Origin of the sequence: Streptomyces cyaneofuscatus (assembly GCF_033109485.1) — a bacterium.
GTDB lineage: Bacteria > Actinomycetota > Actinomycetes > Streptomycetales > Streptomycetaceae > Streptomyces > Streptomyces cyaneofuscatus.
Genome location: NZ_CP137002.1, coordinates 1420330 through 1437415, shown reverse-complemented (window position 1 = coordinate 1437415; position 17086 = coordinate 1420330). Strand labels below are relative to the sequence as shown.

Below are 17086 nucleotides of genomic sequence, written 5' to 3'. Positions count from 1 at the left end.
GGAGCCTTACGGTCCGTGGCTCAGGAGCTGCTGCCACAGCTGGACCCGCCACCGCAGCTGGAGCCGCCCGAGCTGCCACCGCAGCTTGATCCCGAGCCCCCGCAGCTGGAGCCGGAGCCACCGCACCCGGAGCCTCCGCCGCAGCCCCCTCCGCCCCCGCCACCGCAACTCGTGTGTCCGGGGCCCGCGTCGGCGCACCACACCGTGGTCGCCGCGAAGGCCGACGCCCCCGCCGTACCGCCCACGTACCCCGTCGACCGGCGCCCCGAGGAGCCGGGCCGCGTCCGGCGGGTCCGCGTGTGCAGCCGTGCCGCCGCGATCAGCTGGGCCTGGAGCACGGGGTCGGAGAGGGCGCGCAGCCCCCGGTTGGCGACGAGGTACGGCGGGGTCAGCACGGACGCGTTCGCGGTCCGGAACGCCTGCGCGGCCCGGCGGCCCGCCCGGGTGATCCGGTTGGCGGCGGACGCGGCCACGACGAGCCCGCCGATCCCGCCGAGCAGGATCGCGGGCAGCATCTTCAGGACGAACGGGACCGGCATGTCGAACGAGTCCTCGAGCGACGTGTACTGGATGACCGTCAGGATGATGGAGAGCGGGAGCGCGACGAAGCAGCTCACGCCCTGGATCAGCGCCCACCGCCGTACGGGACGGCTCTCGGCGGGCCGGACGAGCAGCCCGCGCTGGGACAGCCCGTCGCCGATCTCCTGCACCGCCGGGTGGTGCATCACGGCCTCCCGTACCGCGTGCAGCGCCCCGCTCGGCGCGGCCGACAGCGCCTGGAGCACGGCGCGTTCCACCGGGTCCTGCGCGTGCGCACGCTGTACGGAGATGATGCCGGGGCCGCCGATGAGCACCCGGCCGTCCGCGTACAGCGCGGTGAGCGCGGTGTCGGTGACCCTGGCCGGGCCGCCGTTCAGGAACGCCGCCTCGTAGAGGTCGTGGACGGTGGGGGAGGGGCCGGCCGAGGGGCGGCGGGACCGGGAGACGGCCACCTTCGCCAGGAGCAGCCCGGTGGAGAGCGCGACCGCCAGGGTCAGTGCCAGAGCGAGCGTGTCCATGGCGGTCACTTCCCTGCGAGGGCGGCACGCGCCGCCCGGACGATACGGGTGGTCCGGCTCGGCGGGCGGGGCCCGGAGCGGTCCTCCCACCAGTGGGTCAGCCGGCGCTGCGCCACGGGGTCGGCGAGGCCGCCGTGGACCAGGATCCGCTCCACGAAGTCCAGGGCGTCGCGCCGGTATCCGTCGCTCATCGGGCGGGCCCTGGCGTAGTCGAGGAAGGCGGCGCGGTAGCCGTCGCCGAGGATCTCCGGCAGCTCGGGCGCCACCTTGGCGACGACATCGGCGCGCTTGGCGGCCAGCGCCCGGCTCTGCACGCGCAGCCGCCGGTGGTCGAAGCCCTCGGGCGCCGGGGTGCCCGCGACGAGCGCGGAGAGCAGTGCGGTCTGGGCGACGGCGGTACGGTCACGGGCTCCGGGGCGCGCGGGGGCGGGCGCGGGCGGGGCGGTCGTCCCCGTCCAGGTCCCCGTACGGACCCCGCTCGGGCCGCCCGCCGCCCGCAGCGTGGCTCGGCCGGTCTCCAGCTCGCCCGCCGCCCGCAGCGTTCCCCGGATCGTCTCCAGCTCGGCCGCCAGCTCCGCGCCGGGCGGGAAGGCGTCGTCGCGCTCCAGCAGGACGCCCGGCGGGTCGACGCGGGAGCGCAGCTCGGCCAGCACGTCCAGCACCGGGGCGGTGACCGGGTGGGCGTGGGTGTCGTGCCAGACGCCGTTCTTCTCGACGCCGCCCGCCACATGGACGTACGCGATCGCCTCCACCGGCAGCTCGTCCAGCGCCTTCGCCGGGTCCTGGCCGAGGTTGACGTGGTTGGTGTGCAGGTTGGCGACGTCGATCAGCAGCCGCACCCCGGTCCGCTCGACCAGCTCCGCGAGGAACTGCCCCTCCGTCAGCTCCTCGTCGGGCCAGGAGACCAGCGCCGCGATGTTCTCCAGGGCCAGCGGCACGGGCAGCGCGTCCTGGGCGATCGCCACGTTCTCGCAGAGCACCTCCAGCGCGTCCCAGGTGCGCGGCACGGGCAGCAGGTGGCCGGCCTCCAGCCTCGGCGACGCGGTCAGCGGCCCCCCGGCCCGGACGAACGCGATGTGCTCGGTCACCAGCGGCGTCCCCAGCAGATCGGCCCGCGCCGCCAGACCGGCGAGCCGCTCGGCGTCCGGGCGGTCCGCGCCGCCCAGGCCGAGCGACACGCCGTGCGGTACGACGGTCACGCCCCGCTCCCTCAAGCGCACCAGGGAGTCCGGGAGGTGGTCGGCGCAGAGGTTCTCCGCCACCACCTCGACCCAGTCGACCCCCGTGAGCGCCTCCACCTCGGCCGCGATCTCCGGCCGCCAGCCGATTCCGATGCCCAGCTTCATGGTGTCCCCCTTTTCCGCTCCGTCCCGGGGTGATGGCCCCGGCGAGCGGAGTCCAACCCGAACCGTGGGACGTTCAGAGGAGGATTTGAGGTTCCGGTGCTTCGGTGTCGTTACGGCATCGGAGGCATCGTCGGCGGCACCGGGCGCGAGGTGAAGGACTGGTCGCCGGTCGGCGTCACCGGTACCGGGACCGGCGGCACCTGTCCACCCTGCGGCATGGACGGCCCCGAGGGACTGGCGGTGGACCCGCCGGCCGCCTCGCGCGCCAGGGCGTCGAAGTCGACGAAGCCGGTGCCCTCCAGCATGGTGATGTGGTCCAGCACGGTCTGGTTGGCGTCGCTGGCGAGCTGCCGGATCAGGGTGTTGCGGGTGGTGTGCCGGACCTGGCCTATCAGGCCGAAGACCTTGCCGTGGGCGGCCCGCAGGATGTTGGCGAACTTCCGCTCGTACTCGTCCCCGCTCGCCGCCGTCAGCTCGTTGAGCCACGCCTGCTGCTGGTCGGTCGGCTGGTTGGGCAGCTCGACGCCGAGCTTCGCCGCCACGTCCCGGGCCCGCCGGTCCAGGTCCGTGTGGCCGACGACCAGGTGGTCCCCGGCGGCCTTCGTCGCCTCGCTGGGCGCCCGTTCGATCGCCTGCTGCCCGGCGGGGAGCTCCCACAGCCCGGCGAGCCGCACCTTGACCAGGAAGTCCCGGTCGGTCGCGGAGAGCGGGCCCCACTGGGTGGCGACGCTGGAGGCGTTGAGATTCGCCTCGCCGGTGCCCAAGCGGTCCGCGTAGGACCAGACGGGGAAGGCGAGTGCGCCCACCGTGGCGACCAGTGCCGCGATGATGAGGGCCGTTCCGTTGATGCGTCGCAACAAGGTGTCTCCCGGGACGAAGCGTGACAGCGTTGATCAGGCGTCAGTCAACCGCCGACCGGCGTGTCCCGCAGGCTACTTGGCGGTGGTGCCGGTGGGGCGGCATCGGGAGATACGTCATCGGGCGCGGGAACGTTCAGCTGCGACGGGGCCATGGTCCCGGCCCGCCCCGACCAGAAGATCATTCTCGTCCTCGGTGGTACCGGCAACCAGGGTGGCGCGACGGCTCGCGAACTGCTGTCCCGGGGCTGGTCGGTGCGCGCACTCGTGCGTGACCCCGACAAGCCCGAGGCCCAGGCGCTCAAGGAGCTGGGCGCGGTGCTGGTGCGGGGGGATCTCGAGGACGTCGCCTCGCTGCGCACCGCCGCCGAGGGCGTTTACGGCATCTTCGGTGTGCAGGCGCTCGCCTGCGAGCCGGAGACGCTCGCCGCCGAGGTACGTCACGGCAAGGCCGTCGCCGACGTGGCGAAGGAGGCCGGCGTCACCCACTTCGTCTACAGCTCCGTGGGCGGCGCCGAGCGTGGGACGGGCATCGACCACTTCGAGAGCAAGGCCGAGATCGAGCGCCACATCAAGGCGCTCGGCCTCCCGGCCACCATCCTGCGGCCCGTGTTCCTCATGAACAACCTGCTCCACTTCGCCGACGTCGAGGGCGAGCGGGTGATGTCGCTGCCGGTCGAGCCGGACAAGCCGATGCAGTTCATCGCCTGCGACGACATCGGTGTCTTCGCGGCCGACGCCTTCGACCGGCCTGCCGAGTTCATCGGCAGGGAGACCGAGCTCGCGGGCGACGAGATCACCTTCCCGCAGGTCGCCGAGGTCTACGAGCGGATCACGGGCACGCCCTCGCGCCTGGAGGCCACGCCCATCGGGGAGCGCATGTTCGCGTGGTTCGCCGAGGAGGGCTACCAGGCGGACATCCCGGCCCTGCGTGAGCTGCACCCGGGGCTGCTGACGTTCGAGCAGTTCCTCGCCCAGCGCCTCGGCACGTCCTGACCCGGCGCGAGCGGGTCTCCGGGAAGCACCGCGGCCGGTCCCGGCCCCTGGAGGCCGCACGCGAGGCCGGCGCCGGGCGGGGCAGCCCGCCCCTACGGCCGCTGCGCGGGCGGGAGGGAACCGACGCGGTGGTGCCCTTCGGCCACCACCGTCGGCCCGGGGGCGATCTCGGTGAACCCCGCGTCGCGCACCACCGGCAGGCCGCTCGCCGTCAGCTCACGCCAGCGCTCCGGGGTCGCGGTGGCCACGGAGAGCGGGAACCCCGCCTCGCGCCACGCCTTGCGCTCGGTGTCGGACAGCTCCCACCAGGCGAGCTGGGCGCCGTGGCCGACCTGCGCCATCGTCTTGCCCGCCGACATCTCCAGCTCCGGGTTGAGCCAGAGCACCGGGCCCGCCGGGTCGGGGGTGGCGGGCGGCTCGGGGTCGTCCAGGTCGGTGCCCGACACCTGGAGCTTGGCCAGCTCCTTGGGCCAGCCGTCCAGGGGGATCGGCGGGTACACCCGTACCTCCGCGCTCCCGCCCGTCACCGTGATCCCGGGCAGCGCGGCCGCCTTGCGCCACTCCGCGCCGCGCGCCCGGCGCACCACCTTGCGGATGCGGGCGTCCTCCCAGTCCCGCATCGCCCCGGCCCACTCGCCCTCGCCCGTGGACCGCTCGTCGGCCAGGATCGTGAGCACCGCGCGGGCGGCGGTGCGCAGGGCGTCGGTCCGGGCGGGCGGGGCCGTCTTCTCCAGGTGCACCACGAGGGGGAGCACGTACTGCGGGGCCGCGTCCCGGTCGGTCGGACCGTGGTGGAAGGGGCTCGGGGCGGTCTCGCGGGCGGGGCTCTGGGAGGTGTCGTCGCTGCTCACCGTCCCAGTCTGCCAGGCGGCGGGTGTCACCTCCCTTGGCTTGCGGGGCCGGTCCGGGTGAGGATGCTCCGCATGAAGAGCGATCTCTTTTCCAGCGAGCACATGGCCCAGCCGGCCACCGCCCCCGGTATGACCCTGCAGAACTCCAAGTCGATCAAATACGCCGTCAACGGGGAGATGCACGCCCGCCAGGGCTCGATGATCGCCTTCCGCGGCAACCTCCAGTTCGAGCGCAAGGGCCAGGGCATCGGCGGCATGCTCAAGCGCGCGGTCACCGGCGAGGGCCTCGCGCTCATGGCCGTACGCGGTCAGGGCGAGGCGTGGTTCGCGCACGAGGCCGCCAACTGTTTCATCCTGGAGATGGACCAGGGCGACCAGATCACCATCAACGGCCGCAACGTCCTCTGTTTCGACGCGACCCTCTCGTACGAGATCAAGACGGTGAAGGGCGCCGGAATGATCGGGGGCGGCCTCTTCAACAGCGTCTTCACGGGGTACGGCAAGATCGGCCTGATGTGCGAGGGCACCCCCATAGTGATCCCGGTGACGGGCGCGCAGCCGGTGTACGTGGACACGGACGCGGTCGTCGGCTGGAGCCAGCAGCTCACGACCACCCTGCACCGCTCGCAGAGCGTCGGGTCGATGGTGCGCGGCGGCTCGGGCGAGGCCGTGCAGCTGATGCTCCAGGGCGAGGGGTTCGTCATCGTGCGGCCCAGCGAGGCCCGGCCCGAGAAGACGGCCAACTGAGGGCCGCGTTACGTAGGCTCGTGGACATGGACGACGCCTCGTACTGCGCAACGCCCGCACCCGCCCCCGCACCCGCCCCCGTCGGCCCGGAAGCGGACGCGGGCCCGCCGTTCGCGGAGTGCGTGCTGTGCCGCGAGCCGACCGAGTACCCCGAGTCGGCCAGGGGCGCCACGCTCTGCCCGGTCTGCGCCTGGCAGGAGGCGGGGCGCTCGGCCTGCTCCGGCTGAGCCCTGCTCCGGCCACGGCTCTCAGGGCTTCGCGGGGGCGTCGTCCCAGGCCAGGGAGGACATCCTCCACCCCGCGGGGGTGCGGAGGAACTGCGTGGTCTTGTGGCCGCCGCCCTCGAACCACTCGCCTCGGTGGTAGCCGGACTTGCGGTACTCGCTGAACCGGTGGGCGATCGACCCGAAGACCTCGGTGCGCTCGGCCACCTCCCACTCGGAGAACTCCGTCAGGGTCCCGTCGGTCAGCATCTTCTGGCGTGGGGCGATGAACCCGTCGAGGTCGTAGATGACGGGTTCGTCGCCGACGTTCGCGATGATCCGCCCCTCCGGTACGAAGACGTCACGGATGACGCCGAGGTCCGGCCGCCTGCCGCCCGTGTTGGTGAAGGCGCCGACGAACACGCCCATCAGCCGGTCGAGTTCGGCGCGGACGGCGGCCTCGGACGTGCCACCGGTGGCCGGCCACTCCTCGGCGAGGACCGACCACACCTCGATGTCGCGCCGTCCTCCCTGGTGGACGGAGTGCCGCCGCAGCACACCGTCACGGCGCATGCCGAGCCGGCGGGCGAGCGCGATACCGGGGGCGTTGCCCGAGGCGGCCCGCCCTTCGACCCGGCTCATCCCGTGGTGGCTGAAGGCCCGGTCGATCAGCGCCCGGCAGGCCCGCGTGGCCAGCCCCTGCCCTTCCCTCGCCCGCTCCAGCCAGCAGCCCACCTCGCCCACTCCGGGGGCGGCGTCGAAGCTGGTGAACGTGGCGCCGCCGACCAGGGTCCCGTCCAGCCAGATGCCGTGGACCCGGGCGCCGTCGGCGGCCCGCCGGTCGGCGAAGCCCTGGAGCGTGGCCGTGGCGGAGGCGAGGTCGGTGCTGAGGGAGGCCCGGGGGATCCACGGGCCGACGGTGGCCCGGGCCCGGTCGACGTGGGCCAGGAACTCCGGAGCCTGCCGGGGCTCCAAGGGGCGGAGCTGAGCACGGTCGCCGAGCGGCAGGGTGAACATGAGGCCTCGTTCTCCAGGTTCGTGACGAGCGTTCGGTACGTGAACCAGCAGCATGCCGCCCGCACCTGGAGACCGTGAAGTCCGCTGCGAGGTCTGGTCCGACGCGGTCGTCGTATCCGGCCAGGACAGCACCGGAAAGCGCCAACTCCCTCCGATCCCGGCACGGCGTCGCTCCGCCCGCGTTAGAAACGGACGTCGGTGATCGGGGGAGAGGCAGGTGGGAATGCTGACCATCTACGGGCAGGGGCTCCTCGACATCGTGACGCAGCTGGTCACCGGCGTCTCCGACTCCAGCCGATGAGTGCCCGTCGCCGTCCTCCGGCCCGCCGTGCCGCCTCCCGGCCGCGAAAGAGGCAACGGTCGGGCAAGCGGCCGCAACGGCACCCGGCGGCGGTCCTCATCCCCCTGGTCATCGCCCTGTGGGTGGTCGGCCGACTGCTCGACTGGGTCGCTGCGAACCGGTGGGTCGTGGTCGTCGCCCTGGCCCTCGCCGTGGCGGGCGGCTTCCTGTGGCACCGCCGCCGGGCCGCACAGCTCCGCGAGGAGCGGGAGCGCGCCCGGGCCCTGCGATACCAGGTGGAGCAGCTGGACCACCTGCACCACCGGGCGTTCGAGCACGCCGTACGCGACCTGATGTTCCGGGACGGGTGCACCGACGCCGTCCAGGTCGGCGGCGCCGGGGACCACGGGGCCGACGTCAAGGCCACCGACCCGTACGGGCGCCGCTGGGTCATCCAGTGCAAGCACCGCAAGGCCGGTGCCGCCGGGACTCCGGTCGGAACCCCGGATCTGCATGTCCTCAACGGCACCGGCCGGCCCGTGCACCGGGGCGACGTCATCGTCCTCGTCACCAACGGCCGCTTCTCCAGGCCCGCCGTGGAGTTCGCGCAGTCCCAGCGGCTGCACCTGGTCGACCGCACCACCCTCGCCGCCTGGGCCGCCGGCGGCCGGCCTCTCTGGGAAATCCTGCGGGCCGTACCGCCGCCGCGCAGCCCGAGCCCGCTGTCCTGACTTACTGATCGTTTCAGAATGCCGTCCTGCGGAGACGCTGGCGGTCCATGGAACAATCCCTTCAGCCACGGGCTCAGGGGGTGACGCCGTATGGAACGGGTTGGGGCTGCGCGAGACCTCGTGCTCGGTTACGTCCGTGCTCTGAACGCGATTGATGAGGCCATGAGGGTGGCGATCCCCTCGCTTGAGCGGCTGGCAGACGTCCTTGGCCTGGCCCGTTCGCGCCGGATCAGCCGGAGTGGGCACATCGGTACCTACTCCTACACGGTTCATGGGGCGGGCTGCCGCTTCGTCAGTGGCAACGGCACTGAGGTTGATGTGGACTTCGAAGCCGACGGGAGTGAAGTCTTCGACCTCTGGCGGCTGCGCTGGTATGGGCTGAGCCTGCCGGAGGCTGTTGACGTCACGGATGAGGACCTGCGGTCCGCAGTGCGGTCGCTGCAACCGCTTCTGACCGAGGTGCGGCCGGGGTGGTTCAGCGTAGCCAGCTGATCGCTTCAGGATGATGTCCGCAGACGGCGGAGGCATATGAGGCTGCAGGCCAGTTCGAGCAGGCCCTGATGGAGATCGGCGCGTCGCTCGTAGCGGGTGCGGAGCCGTTTGAACTGGTGCAGCCAGGCGAAGGCGCGCTCGACGACCCAGCGCACCTTGCCCAGTCCGGAACCGTGGGCGACGCCGCGTCGGGCGATCAAGGCTTGATGCCCCGCTTCCACAGCAGTCGGCGGTACTTGTCGAAGTCGTAGCCCCGGTCCGCGTACAGACGTCGGGGCTTGCGGCGGGGGCGTCCCCGGGCTCCCCGAATCGGCGGGACCGCGTCGAGCAGGGGCAGGAGCTGGGTGACGTCGTGTCGGTTGCCGCCGGTGAGCGTGACGGCAAGTGGGGTTCCGTGCCGGTCGACGATCAGGTGGTGCTTGGAGCCGGGGCGGGCGCGGTCGACGGGTGAGGGTCCAACGTGGTCCCCCCTTTGAGGGCCCGGACGTGCGATCCGTCCACAGCACAGTCGTCCAGGTCCAGTAGTTCGGCGCGTCGCAGCTCGGTCAGCAGGGCGGCGTGGAGGCGGGGCCAGACGCCGGCCTCGGTCCAGTCCCGCAGCCGGCGCCAGGCCGTCACGCCGGAACAGCCCACGGTCTCCGCCGGGACGTCCCGCCAGGCGACACCGGTCCGCAGCACGAACAGGACGCCGGCGAGTGCTGTTCGGTCAGGAACACGCAACCGCCCGGGATGCCGGTGGCGCCGCTCGGGAGCAGGCGGCAGCAACGGGGCCACCCGCTTCCACAGGTCGTCAGGAACAAGATCAGCACGCACCTCGGACACCCTGCCGACCAAGATCGTCGAGCACAAGACCCGCAGCTCAACTCATTCTGAAACGATCAGTTAGGGGGTGAGGGGGGCAGCCCCCTCACCCCTCCATCAGCTCCGACACCTTCACGAACCGGTAGCCCCGCTTCCGTAGCTCCGGAACGATTCTGCTGATCGCCTCCGCGGTGACCGGCGCCGCGCTGCGCGTGCAGTGCATCACCACCAGCGACCCCGGCCGCACCCCGTCCAACACCTGCTCGGCCACCGCCCCCGCGTCCGTCGCGAACGCGTCGCCGCTCACCACGTCCCACTGCACCGCCGTCACGTTCGCCGGGCCCAGCGCGCGCAGGGCCGCGTCGTCGTAGCAGCCGCCGGGGAAACGGAAGTACGGCACCACGTTCCGTGCCCCGGCCTGCCGGAACGCCGAGAAGGCCCGCTCCACGTCGCGGGTCATGGCGTCCTTCGCGACCACCGGCAGGCCGTAGCAGTCGGCGGTGAAGGCGTAGTGGCTGTACGAGTGGTTGGCGACCTCGAACAGGTCGTCCGTGCCGATCCCCTTCGCCTGCGCCGGGTACTCCTCAGCCCACCGCCCGGTCATGAACACGGTCGAGGGCACCTTCAGCCGCCGCAGCAGCGCGATCAGCTCGGGGTTGTCGAAGCGCTCGCCCGCCTTCGCGCGGGGGCCCTGATCGGCCGTCATGTCCGCGTCGAAGGTGAGCGCGACGACCTTCTCGGCGGCATCCTTCGCCGCCGCGCCGCCGCCTGTCGGGCGCCGCTCGAAGACCGGGGTGCGCCCGGCGGGGCCGGGGGCCATGGTGGGCGGCTTCTTCGGCGGCGCGGGAGCGGCGGAGGCGGGAGACGTGGGGGTGGGTACGGGGGCGGGTGCGGGAGCGGCGCCCCCGCACCCGGCCAAGGCGCCACCGATCACCACCCCCGCGGCCATCAGGACAGTCATCTTCCGTTTCCGTGCAGTAGTGATCACTTACGGAAAATATCTGACATTCTTCTTTTAGGGTCTATTCGGCGCTCCGGTGTCGCCGCCTCAGCACCAAGGCCCCGTCACCGCGAACGTGGTCCCCGGCGTGTAGCAGTTCACGTACATCGTCGAGCCGTCCGGCGAGAACGTCACCCCCGCGAACTCGCCCCACTCCGGCTCCTCGGGCGTCCCGATGTTCTGCCGCCCGCGCGCCATCGTGTAGACCTCGCCCCGCCGCGTCACCCCCAGCACGTGCTGCGCGCCGCCGCCGTCCTCGCAGACCATCAGGCCCCCGTCGGCGGCCAGGCAGATGTTGTCCGGGGACTCGCCGGGGAGCCGGATGTCGGTGTCCGGGCCGAAGACCACCACCAGGGTGAGCCGGCGCTTCTTCGGCTCGTACCGCCAGACCTGGCCGTAGTGGTCGGCCGCCGAGCCCTCGTCGCTGCGGGCGTAGCTGGAGACGAAGTAGACGGACGAGCCGCCCCAGTAGCAGCCCTCCAGCTTCTGGGCGTGCGTGATGCCCTTCGGGCCGAAGTCCTGGAGCCGGATCGGGGTCTCGGCCGCCAGCGGGTCCGGTACGGGCACCCACTCGACCCGGTCGAAGCTCGCCCCGGTCTCCTGCACCACGGAGAGGTCCGGCAGCCCCGGCACCCGCATCGCCTCCAGCGCCCCGCCCGCCCGCAGCGAACCGGTGCCGCCGAGCGGCTTCTCCGGGAGGAAGCGGTAGAAGAGGCCGAACGGCTTGTCGAACGCGTCCTCCGTCTCGTACACGATCCCGTTCTTCGGGTCGACCGCGATCGCCTCGTGCTGGAAGCGGCCCATCGCCGTCAGCGGGACCGCCCCGGTGCGGCGCGGGTCGGCGCCGTCCACCTCGAAGATGAAACCGTGGTCCTTGGTGTACCCGTTGGTCCCGGCCTTGTCCTCGGTCTCCTCGCAGGTCAGCCAGGTGCGCCAGGGGGTGGGCCCGCCCGCGCAGTTGACCGCCGTACCGGCGATGGCGACCCGTTCGCCGAGCACCTTGTTCCGGCCGTCCAGCTCCAGGGACGTACAGCCGCCCTTGGCCGCCGGATCGTAGGTCAGGCCCGCGACGGTCGGGACGCCGATCTTCGCCGTGTGGCGGTTCTCGTGGTTGCGGACCAGGTGGACGCGGCCGTTGCGGCCCGCGAGGGCGGTCATGCCGTCGTGGTTGCTCGGCACCTTGCCCTCGCCGGAGCGCAGCGGGTCGCCCTCCCGGGACAGCACCCGGTAGCGGAAACCTTTCGGCAGGTCGAGCAGGCCGTCCGGGTCGGGGACGAGGGGGCCGTGACCGCCGTGGCCGCGGGCGGCTGCCGTGCCCGCGAAGAGTTCGGAGAAGGCCCCGGTGAAGGCGATCGCGGCCGCTGCGCCGCTGCCTGCCAGGACCTGACGCCGTGTCGCGGTGTTCCGGGGGGCGGTCGTCGCGGTCGCTGCGGTCGCTGTGTTCCGGGTTTCGGATGACATGAGGCAACTCCCTGTTGGCGGACAGGTGACGTGACCCGCATGTGTGTAGCACGCACAGAGGCGCGGGGGAACCATGCGCGCCCCCGCGCCTCGTGTTGCCGCTGGGACGGCCCGGAGGGGGGCCGCCGACGCGGAGGGTCAGGCCAGCGAGGCCGACAGCGTGATCGTCGTACCCGACAGCGCCTGGCTGACCGGGCAGTTCGCCTTGGCGTCCTCGGCGGCCTTCACGAAGGCGGCCTCGTCGAGGCCGGGGACCTCGCCCACGACGGTGAGGTGGATGCCGGTGATACCCGTGCCGGGCTGGAAGGTGACCTCGGCCTTGGTCTCCAGCCGGGTCGACGGAGTGCCGGCCCCGGCGAGCCCGTGCGAGAGCGCCATCGAGAAGCAGCTGGAGTGCGCGGCCGCGATCAGCTCCTCCGGGCTGGTCTTGCCGTTCGCCGCCTCCGAGCGGGCCGGCCAGGAGACGGGGTACTCACCGATGCCGGAGGAGTCGAGGGTGACGACCCCCTTGCCGTCGAGCAGGTTGCCTTCCCAGTTCGTGTGGGCCTGACGCGTGGTAGCCATGCTGGATCCCTTCAAACGGTGTATGCGGTGGTACGGGAGCCGTACGCGGTTGTACGCGAACGGAGTTACGGGCACGCCGCCGAACGGGCACCCGTTGTCACCCCCCGAACCTACTGCGCCACCAGGCCCTTCGCGTCACGCGCCAGTGCCGTCAGCCGCGAGATCGCCCGGAAGTATTTCTTCCGGTACCCGCCGTTCAGCATCTCGTCGCTGAACAGCTTGTCGAACGGCAACCCGGAGGCCAGCACCGGCACCTCGCGGTCGTACAGCCGGTCGGCCAGCACCACCAGGCGCAGCGCCGTCGACTGGTCCGGCACCGCCGTCACCCCGGTCAGGCAGACCGCGCCCAGCTCGTCGGTCAGCGCCCCGTACCGGCTCGGGTGCACCCGCGCCAGGTGTTCGAGCAGCCCCGGGAAGTCGTCCAGCGACGCGCCCGGCGTGGCGTACGCGGCGCGGGTGACCTGCTCGTCGCTGTACGGCGGCGGGGCCTCGGGCAGTCCGCGGTGCCGGTAGTCCTCACCGTCGATGCGCAGCGGCCGGAAGTGCGCGGACAGGCCCTGGATCTCGCGCAGGAAGTCGGCGGCGGCGAACCGGCCCTCGCCGAGCTTGCCCGGCAGCGTGTTCGAGGTCGCGGCCAGCGCCACCCCGTGCTCCACCAGCCGGCTGAGCAGTGAGGAGACCAGGACGGTGTCGCCCGGGTCGTCGAGCTCGAACTCGTCGATGCAGAGCAGCCGGTGCCCGCTCAGCGTCTGCACGGTCTGCTGGAAACCGAGCGCACCGACCAGGTTCGTCAGCTCCACGAACGTGCCGAACGCCTTCAGCGACGGCTCCGCGGGCGTGGCGTGCCAGAGGGAGGCGAGGAGGTGGGTCTTGCCGACGCCGTACCCGCCGTCGAGATACACCCCGCGCGGCCCGGCCGGTGCGGCTGGCTTCTTGCTTCCGAACCACTTGCGGCGCCCGGAACCCGTCGCGTGCGACCCGCCGAGCCCGGCCGCGAAGCCGGACAGCACGGTCACGGCCTCGCTCTGGCTGGGCTGGTTCGGGTCGGGCACGTAGGTGTCGAAGCGCACCGAATCGAAGCGCGGCGGCGGCACCATCTCCGCCACCAGACGGTCGGCGGGGACGCGCGGCTCGCGGGCGCACAGGGACAGCGGGGCCGTTTCGGCAAGGGGGCTCTGCCCCGGAAACGCGGTGGAGGACGACACAACTCTCCACCCTAAGGCCCGTGCCAGACTGCACCCCATGCGAAGCCTGTTCCCTGTGACGGACCTGACAACAACAGCCGCTGCCCCCGACCCCTCGGGGCTGCTCACGGACCGCGAGTGGAGCCTCGACGAACTGGCCGACGCGTACGCCTACCCCGCCGACCTCCCCGCCGGGACCCCCTGGCTGCGCGCCAACATGGTCTCCACCCTGGACGGCGCCGCCCAGCACGACGGCCGCTCGCAGCCCATCTCCTGCGCCGCCGACATGCGGATCTTCGGCACCCTGAGGGCCCTGGCCGATGTGGTGATCGCCGGAGCCGAGACCGTACGTCTGGAGGGGTACCGTCCGGCCCGCGCCCGGGAGGCCTTCGCGGCGCGGCGGGCGGCGGCCGGGCAGGGCCCCGCGCCCGCCGTCGCGGTGGTGACCGGCTCGCTGGACCTGGACTTCTCGCTGCCGCTGTTCACCGAGCCGCTCGTCCCGACCCTCGTGGTGACCGGTTCCGGGGCTCCCGCCGACCGGATCGCCGCGGCCCGGGAGGCGGGCGCGGAGGTGGTGATCGCGGGCGAGGGCACCCGGGTGGACCCGGCGCGCGCGGTGCGGGAGCTGGCGGACCGGGGGCTGCGGCGGCAGCTGACGGAGGGCGGGCCCCGGCTGCTCGGCCAGTTCGTCGCGGCGGGGGCGCTGGACGAGCTCTGCCTGACGCTCTCCCCGATGCTCACGGCCGGGGACGCGCAGCGCATCGCGGGCGGCCCCGGAGTGATCGTGCCGGAACGTTTCGCCTTGGCGTCGCTGCTGGAGGAGGACGGGTTCCTCTTCGGGCGGTACCGGCGGTAAGGAGCCGGGTGACCGACGGAGGCGCGCGGGGGTCACCAGTGCGGGGACACTTAGCGGAATTATTCGTTCCGCTTAGCTTCGGCTGGGCACACTTACCTCTGCAGTCCCCGTGGAAGCACGGGGAAGGATGGTTTCAGCAAACGACCGTCGACGGCCGAGCCGGCTGTCGGCGAGACGCAGAAGCGGAAGGGCGCCTGTCGTGTTCACAAGCGTTTTGATGATCGAGAAGCCGCTCACTCCCGAGGACGTGGACTTCGTCACCACCCTCCACGGCGAGGAGCGGATCTCGTTCGTCGTTCTGTTGCAGCCGCGCGGCGACCAGGCCGATGTCCTGCTGCGCGCGATCGACGACGTGGCGATGGGGGAGCTCAGGGATGCCGTCCGCGAGGGCGAGGAACCGGAGGGCAAGGAGGCCCGCGAACCCGCCGAGATCGGCCTCGAATACTCGCTACGGGCCCTGCGCGAGGCGGGCGCCGAAGCGGTCGGACAGGTGATCGAGGACCACCCCCTGGACAAGCTGAAGACCGTCGTCGACGACGCGGGCGCGGACGAGGTCATCGTTCTGACCGCCCCGCACTATGTGGAGGAGTTCTTCCACCGCGACTGGGCCTCACGGGCCCGGCACAAGGTCGGCGTCCCGGTGCTCAAGCTCTTCGCGCACAGCGAATAGGCTGGAGCCGCGGTCCGGGCTGGCCCTCGGCCGCAGTCCGAACCCAGAATCTCTGAGGGAGCACAGATGGCACCCGGCATTCCCGCCGCCATGGAACGACCGCACTTCATCGGCATCGGCGGCGCCGGAATGTCGGGCATCGCGAAGATCCTCGCCCAGCGTGGAGCGAACGTGGCGGGCAGCGACGCCAAGGAATCCGCCACCGCCGAGTCGCTGCGGGCGCTGGGGGCGACCGTGCACATCGGGCACGAGGCCCGGCACCTGGCCGACGACGCGTCCTGCGTGGTCGTCTCCAGCGCCATCCGCGCCGACAACCCGGAGCTGCTGCGCGCCGCCGAGCTGGCCATCCCGGTGGTCCACCGCTCCGACGCGCTGGCCTCCCTGATGAACGGCCTCCGCGCCATCGCGGTCGCCGGCACCCACGGCAAGACCACCACCACGTCGATGCTGGCCGTCGCCCTCTCCTCGCTGAGCCTGGCCCCCTCGTACGCCATCGGCGGCGACCTGGAGGGCCCCGGCACCAACGCCACGCACGGCGAGGGGGACATCTTCGTCGCGGAGGCGGACGAGAGCGACCGCAGCTTCCAGAAGTACGACCCCGAGGTCGCGATCGTCCTCAATGTCGAGCTGGACCACCACGCGAACTACGCCTCGATGGACGAGATCTACGACTCCTTCGAGACGTTCGTCGGCAAGATCGTCCCCGGCGGCACCCTGGTCATCTCCGCCGACCAGCCCGGCGCGGTCGAGCTGACCCGCCGGGTCCGCGACCTCGCCGACCTCAAGGTCGTCACGTACGGCTCCGCCGAGGACGCCGACGTCCGTGTCCACAAGGTCACCCCGCGCGGCCTGACCAGCGAGGTCACCGTCCTCCTCAACGGCAAGTTCCTCACCTTCACCGTCTCGGTCCCCGGCAGCCACTACGCCCACAACGCGGTCGCCGCCCTCGCCGCCGGGGTCGCCCTCGGCATCCCGGCGCACAACCTGGCCTCGGCCCTCGGCTCGTACACCGGAGTCAAGCGCCGCCTCCAGCTCAAGGGCGAGGCGGCGGGCGTGCAGGTCATCGACTCGTACGCGCACCACCCCACCGAGATGACCGCAGACCTGGAGGCCATGCGCGGCGCCGCCGCCGACGCCCGCATCCTGGTCGTCTTCCAGCCGCACCTGTTCTCCCGCACCCAGGAGCTGGGCACCGAGATGGGCCAGGCCCTCGCGCTGGCCGACGCCTCCGTGGTCCTTGACATCTACCCGGCCCGGGAGGACCCGATCCCCGGCATCAGCAGCGCCCTGATCATCGACGCGGCGAAGGCGGCGGGCGCCGAGGTCACCGCCGTCCACGACCAGGCGGGCGTCCCCGCCGCCGTCGCGGGAATGGCCAAGCCCGGTGATCTCGTTCTCACCATGGGAGCGGGCGATGTCACCGACCTCGGCCCGCGCATCCTGGACCACCTGTCGAGCGCCCGGTAGCCGAGGGGCGACCGGAGCGAGCGACCATCTGTCGAGCTGAGGAGCGAGCCGTGCCGTACGACGTCGAGAAGCCGGACGAGCAGTGGCGGGCGGAGCTGTCCCCCGCCGAGTACCAGGTCCTGCGCCAGGCCGGCACCGAACCCGCCTTCCGTGGTGAGTACACCGACACCAAGACGGCGGGCGTCTACTCCTGCCGGGCCTGCGGGGCGGAGCTGTTCCGCTCCGACACCAAGTTCGAGTCGCACTGCGGCTGGCCGTCCTTCTACGACCCGAAGGACACGGACGCGGTCGAGCTGATCGAGGACCGCACGCACGGCATGGTCCGCACCGAGGTCCGCTGCGCCCGCTGCGGCTCGCACCTGGGCCATGTCTTCGAGGGCGAGGGCTACCCGACCCCGACGGACCAGCGCTACTGCATCAACTCGATCTCGCTGACCCTGGCACCGGACGAGAGCTGAGCCGGACGACGACGGAACGCGAAGATGCCCGCACGGGGGGACCTGTG

18 protein-coding genes and 1 pseudogene are annotated in these 17086 nt (G+C 72.3%); 9 read left to right on the top strand and 10 right to left on the bottom strand.

The features are described from left to right. Nucleotides 1-20: 20 nt before the first annotated feature. The 3 genes from R2B67_RS06025 to R2B67_RS06015 all read right to left on the bottom strand — a co-directional run bounded on the left by R2B67_RS06025 (nucleotide 21) and on the right by R2B67_RS06015 (nucleotide 3261). Entirely contained in the window at nucleotides 21-1058 is a 1038-nt protein-coding gene (locus tag R2B67_RS06025; RefSeq protein ID WP_317816779.1) for a TIGR04222 domain-containing membrane protein, read from the bottom strand. A 5-nt stretch (nucleotides 1059-1063) separates the two neighbouring features. Further along, the gene (locus tag R2B67_RS06020) at nucleotides 1064-2404 is read right to left on the bottom strand and encodes an MbnB/TglH/ChrH family RiPP precursor modification enzyme (protein ID WP_317816778.1); all 1341 of its coding nucleotides are present in this window, start codon (nucleotides 2402-2404) and stop codon (nucleotides 1064-1066) included. A gap of 110 nt (nucleotides 2405-2514) precedes the next feature. Further along, nucleotides 2515-3261, bottom strand: coding sequence for a DUF4142 domain-containing protein (locus R2B67_RS06015; protein ID WP_317824787.1), 747 nt, complete (start codon nucleotides 3259-3261; stop codon nucleotides 2515-2517). A gap of 153 nt (nucleotides 3262-3414) precedes the next feature. On the opposite strand from R2B67_RS06015, the gene R2B67_RS06010 reads away from it, so the two are divergent. Then, nucleotides 3415-4257, top strand: a complete 843-nt coding sequence (locus R2B67_RS06010; RefSeq protein ID WP_317816777.1) for an NmrA/HSCARG family protein — start codon at nucleotides 3415-3417, stop codon at nucleotides 4255-4257. A 92-nt stretch (nucleotides 4258-4349) separates the two neighbouring features. Here the strand turns inward: R2B67_RS06010 and R2B67_RS06005 are convergent, their stop codons facing one another. Next, nucleotides 4350-5108 carry a peptidyl-tRNA hydrolase gene (locus R2B67_RS06005; protein ID WP_317816776.1) on the bottom strand — a complete coding sequence of 253 codons (759 nt, stop codon included), beginning with the start codon at nucleotides 5106-5108 and terminating at the stop codon, nucleotides 4350-4352. A 72-nt stretch (nucleotides 5109-5180) separates the two neighbouring features. Here R2B67_RS06005 and R2B67_RS06000 point away from each other — a divergent pair, with 72 nt between their 5' ends. Further along, complete coding sequence (locus R2B67_RS06000; RefSeq protein ID WP_317816775.1) at nucleotides 5181-5855, top strand: AIM24 family protein; 675 nt, start codon at nucleotides 5181-5183, stop codon at nucleotides 5853-5855. A 26-nt stretch (nucleotides 5856-5881) separates the two neighbouring features. Continuing rightward, nucleotides 5882-6082: a hypothetical protein gene (locus tag R2B67_RS05995; protein ID WP_317816774.1), complete on the top strand. Its 201-nt coding sequence runs from the start codon at nucleotides 5882-5884 to the stop codon at nucleotides 6080-6082. 21 nt (nucleotides 6083-6103) lie between these two features. Here the strand turns inward: R2B67_RS05995 and R2B67_RS05990 are convergent, their stop codons facing one another. Next, entirely contained in the window at nucleotides 6104-7075 is a 972-nt protein-coding gene (locus tag R2B67_RS05990) for a GNAT family N-acetyltransferase (RefSeq protein ID WP_317816773.1), read from the bottom strand. A gap of 297 nt (nucleotides 7076-7372) precedes the next feature. On the opposite strand from R2B67_RS05990, the gene R2B67_RS05985 reads away from it, so the two are divergent. Together R2B67_RS05985 and R2B67_RS05980 are read left to right on the top strand one after the other, a co-directional pair. After that, nucleotides 7373-8086 carry a restriction endonuclease gene (locus R2B67_RS05985; protein ID WP_317816772.1) on the top strand — a complete coding sequence of 238 codons (714 nt, stop codon included), beginning with the start codon at nucleotides 7373-7375 and terminating at the stop codon, nucleotides 8084-8086. Between the two features lie 90 nt (nucleotides 8087-8176). Continuing rightward, nucleotides 8177-8578, top strand: coding sequence for a DUF6896 domain-containing protein (locus R2B67_RS05980; protein ID WP_317816771.1), 402 nt, complete (start codon nucleotides 8177-8179; stop codon nucleotides 8576-8578). Between the two features lie 5 nt (nucleotides 8579-8583). Here the strand turns inward: R2B67_RS05980 and R2B67_RS05975 are convergent. From R2B67_RS05975 to zapE, 5 genes and pseudogenes are all read right to left on the bottom strand, one after another. Continuing rightward, nucleotides 8584-9391, bottom strand: a pseudogene (locus tag R2B67_RS05975) (IS5 family transposase). 94 nt (nucleotides 9392-9485) lie between these two features. Further along, nucleotides 9486-10340, bottom strand: coding sequence for a polysaccharide deacetylase family protein (locus tag R2B67_RS05970; RefSeq protein WP_317816770.1), 855 nt, complete (start codon nucleotides 10338-10340; stop codon nucleotides 9486-9488). A gap of 87 nt (nucleotides 10341-10427) precedes the next feature. Then, on the bottom strand, nucleotides 10428-11840 hold the full coding sequence (locus R2B67_RS05965) for an alkaline phosphatase PhoX (protein ID WP_317816769.1): 1413 nt from the start codon (nucleotides 11838-11840) through the stop codon (nucleotides 10428-10430). A 138-nt stretch (nucleotides 11841-11978) separates the two neighbouring features. After that, a complete protein-coding gene (locus R2B67_RS05960; protein ID WP_317816768.1) occupies nucleotides 11979-12404 on the bottom strand; it encodes an OsmC family protein in 426 nt (141 codons plus the stop codon). Between the two features lie 110 nt (nucleotides 12405-12514). Continuing rightward, nucleotides 12515-13609: a cell division protein ZapE gene (zapE, locus tag R2B67_RS05955; RefSeq protein WP_317816767.1), complete on the bottom strand. Its 1095-nt coding sequence runs from the start codon at nucleotides 13607-13609 to the stop codon at nucleotides 12515-12517. Nucleotides 13610-13646: 37 nt separating this feature from the next. Here zapE and R2B67_RS05950 point away from each other — a divergent pair, with 37 nt between their 5' ends. The 4 genes from R2B67_RS05950 to msrB all read left to right on the top strand — a co-directional run bounded on the left by R2B67_RS05950 (nucleotide 13647) and on the right by msrB (nucleotide 17039). Beyond that, nucleotides 13647-14444 carry a pyrimidine reductase family protein gene (locus R2B67_RS05950; RefSeq protein ID WP_317816766.1) on the top strand — a complete coding sequence of 266 codons (798 nt, stop codon included), beginning with the start codon at nucleotides 13647-13649 and terminating at the stop codon, nucleotides 14442-14444. Nucleotides 14445-14661: 217 nt separating this feature from the next. Further along, entirely contained in the window at nucleotides 14662-15114 is a 453-nt protein-coding gene (locus R2B67_RS05945; protein ID WP_018514530.1) for a hypothetical protein, read from the top strand. A gap of 66 nt (nucleotides 15115-15180) precedes the next feature. After that, nucleotides 15181-16581, top strand: coding sequence for a UDP-N-acetylmuramate--L-alanine ligase (gene murC / locus R2B67_RS05940; protein WP_317816765.1), 1401 nt, complete (start codon nucleotides 15181-15183; stop codon nucleotides 16579-16581). A 50-nt stretch (nucleotides 16582-16631) separates the two neighbouring features. Beyond that, nucleotides 16632-17039: a peptide-methionine (R)-S-oxide reductase MsrB gene (gene msrB / locus R2B67_RS05935; RefSeq protein WP_030562242.1), complete on the top strand. Its 408-nt coding sequence runs from the start codon at nucleotides 16632-16634 to the stop codon at nucleotides 17037-17039. Nucleotides 17040-17086: the final 47 nt, after the last annotated feature.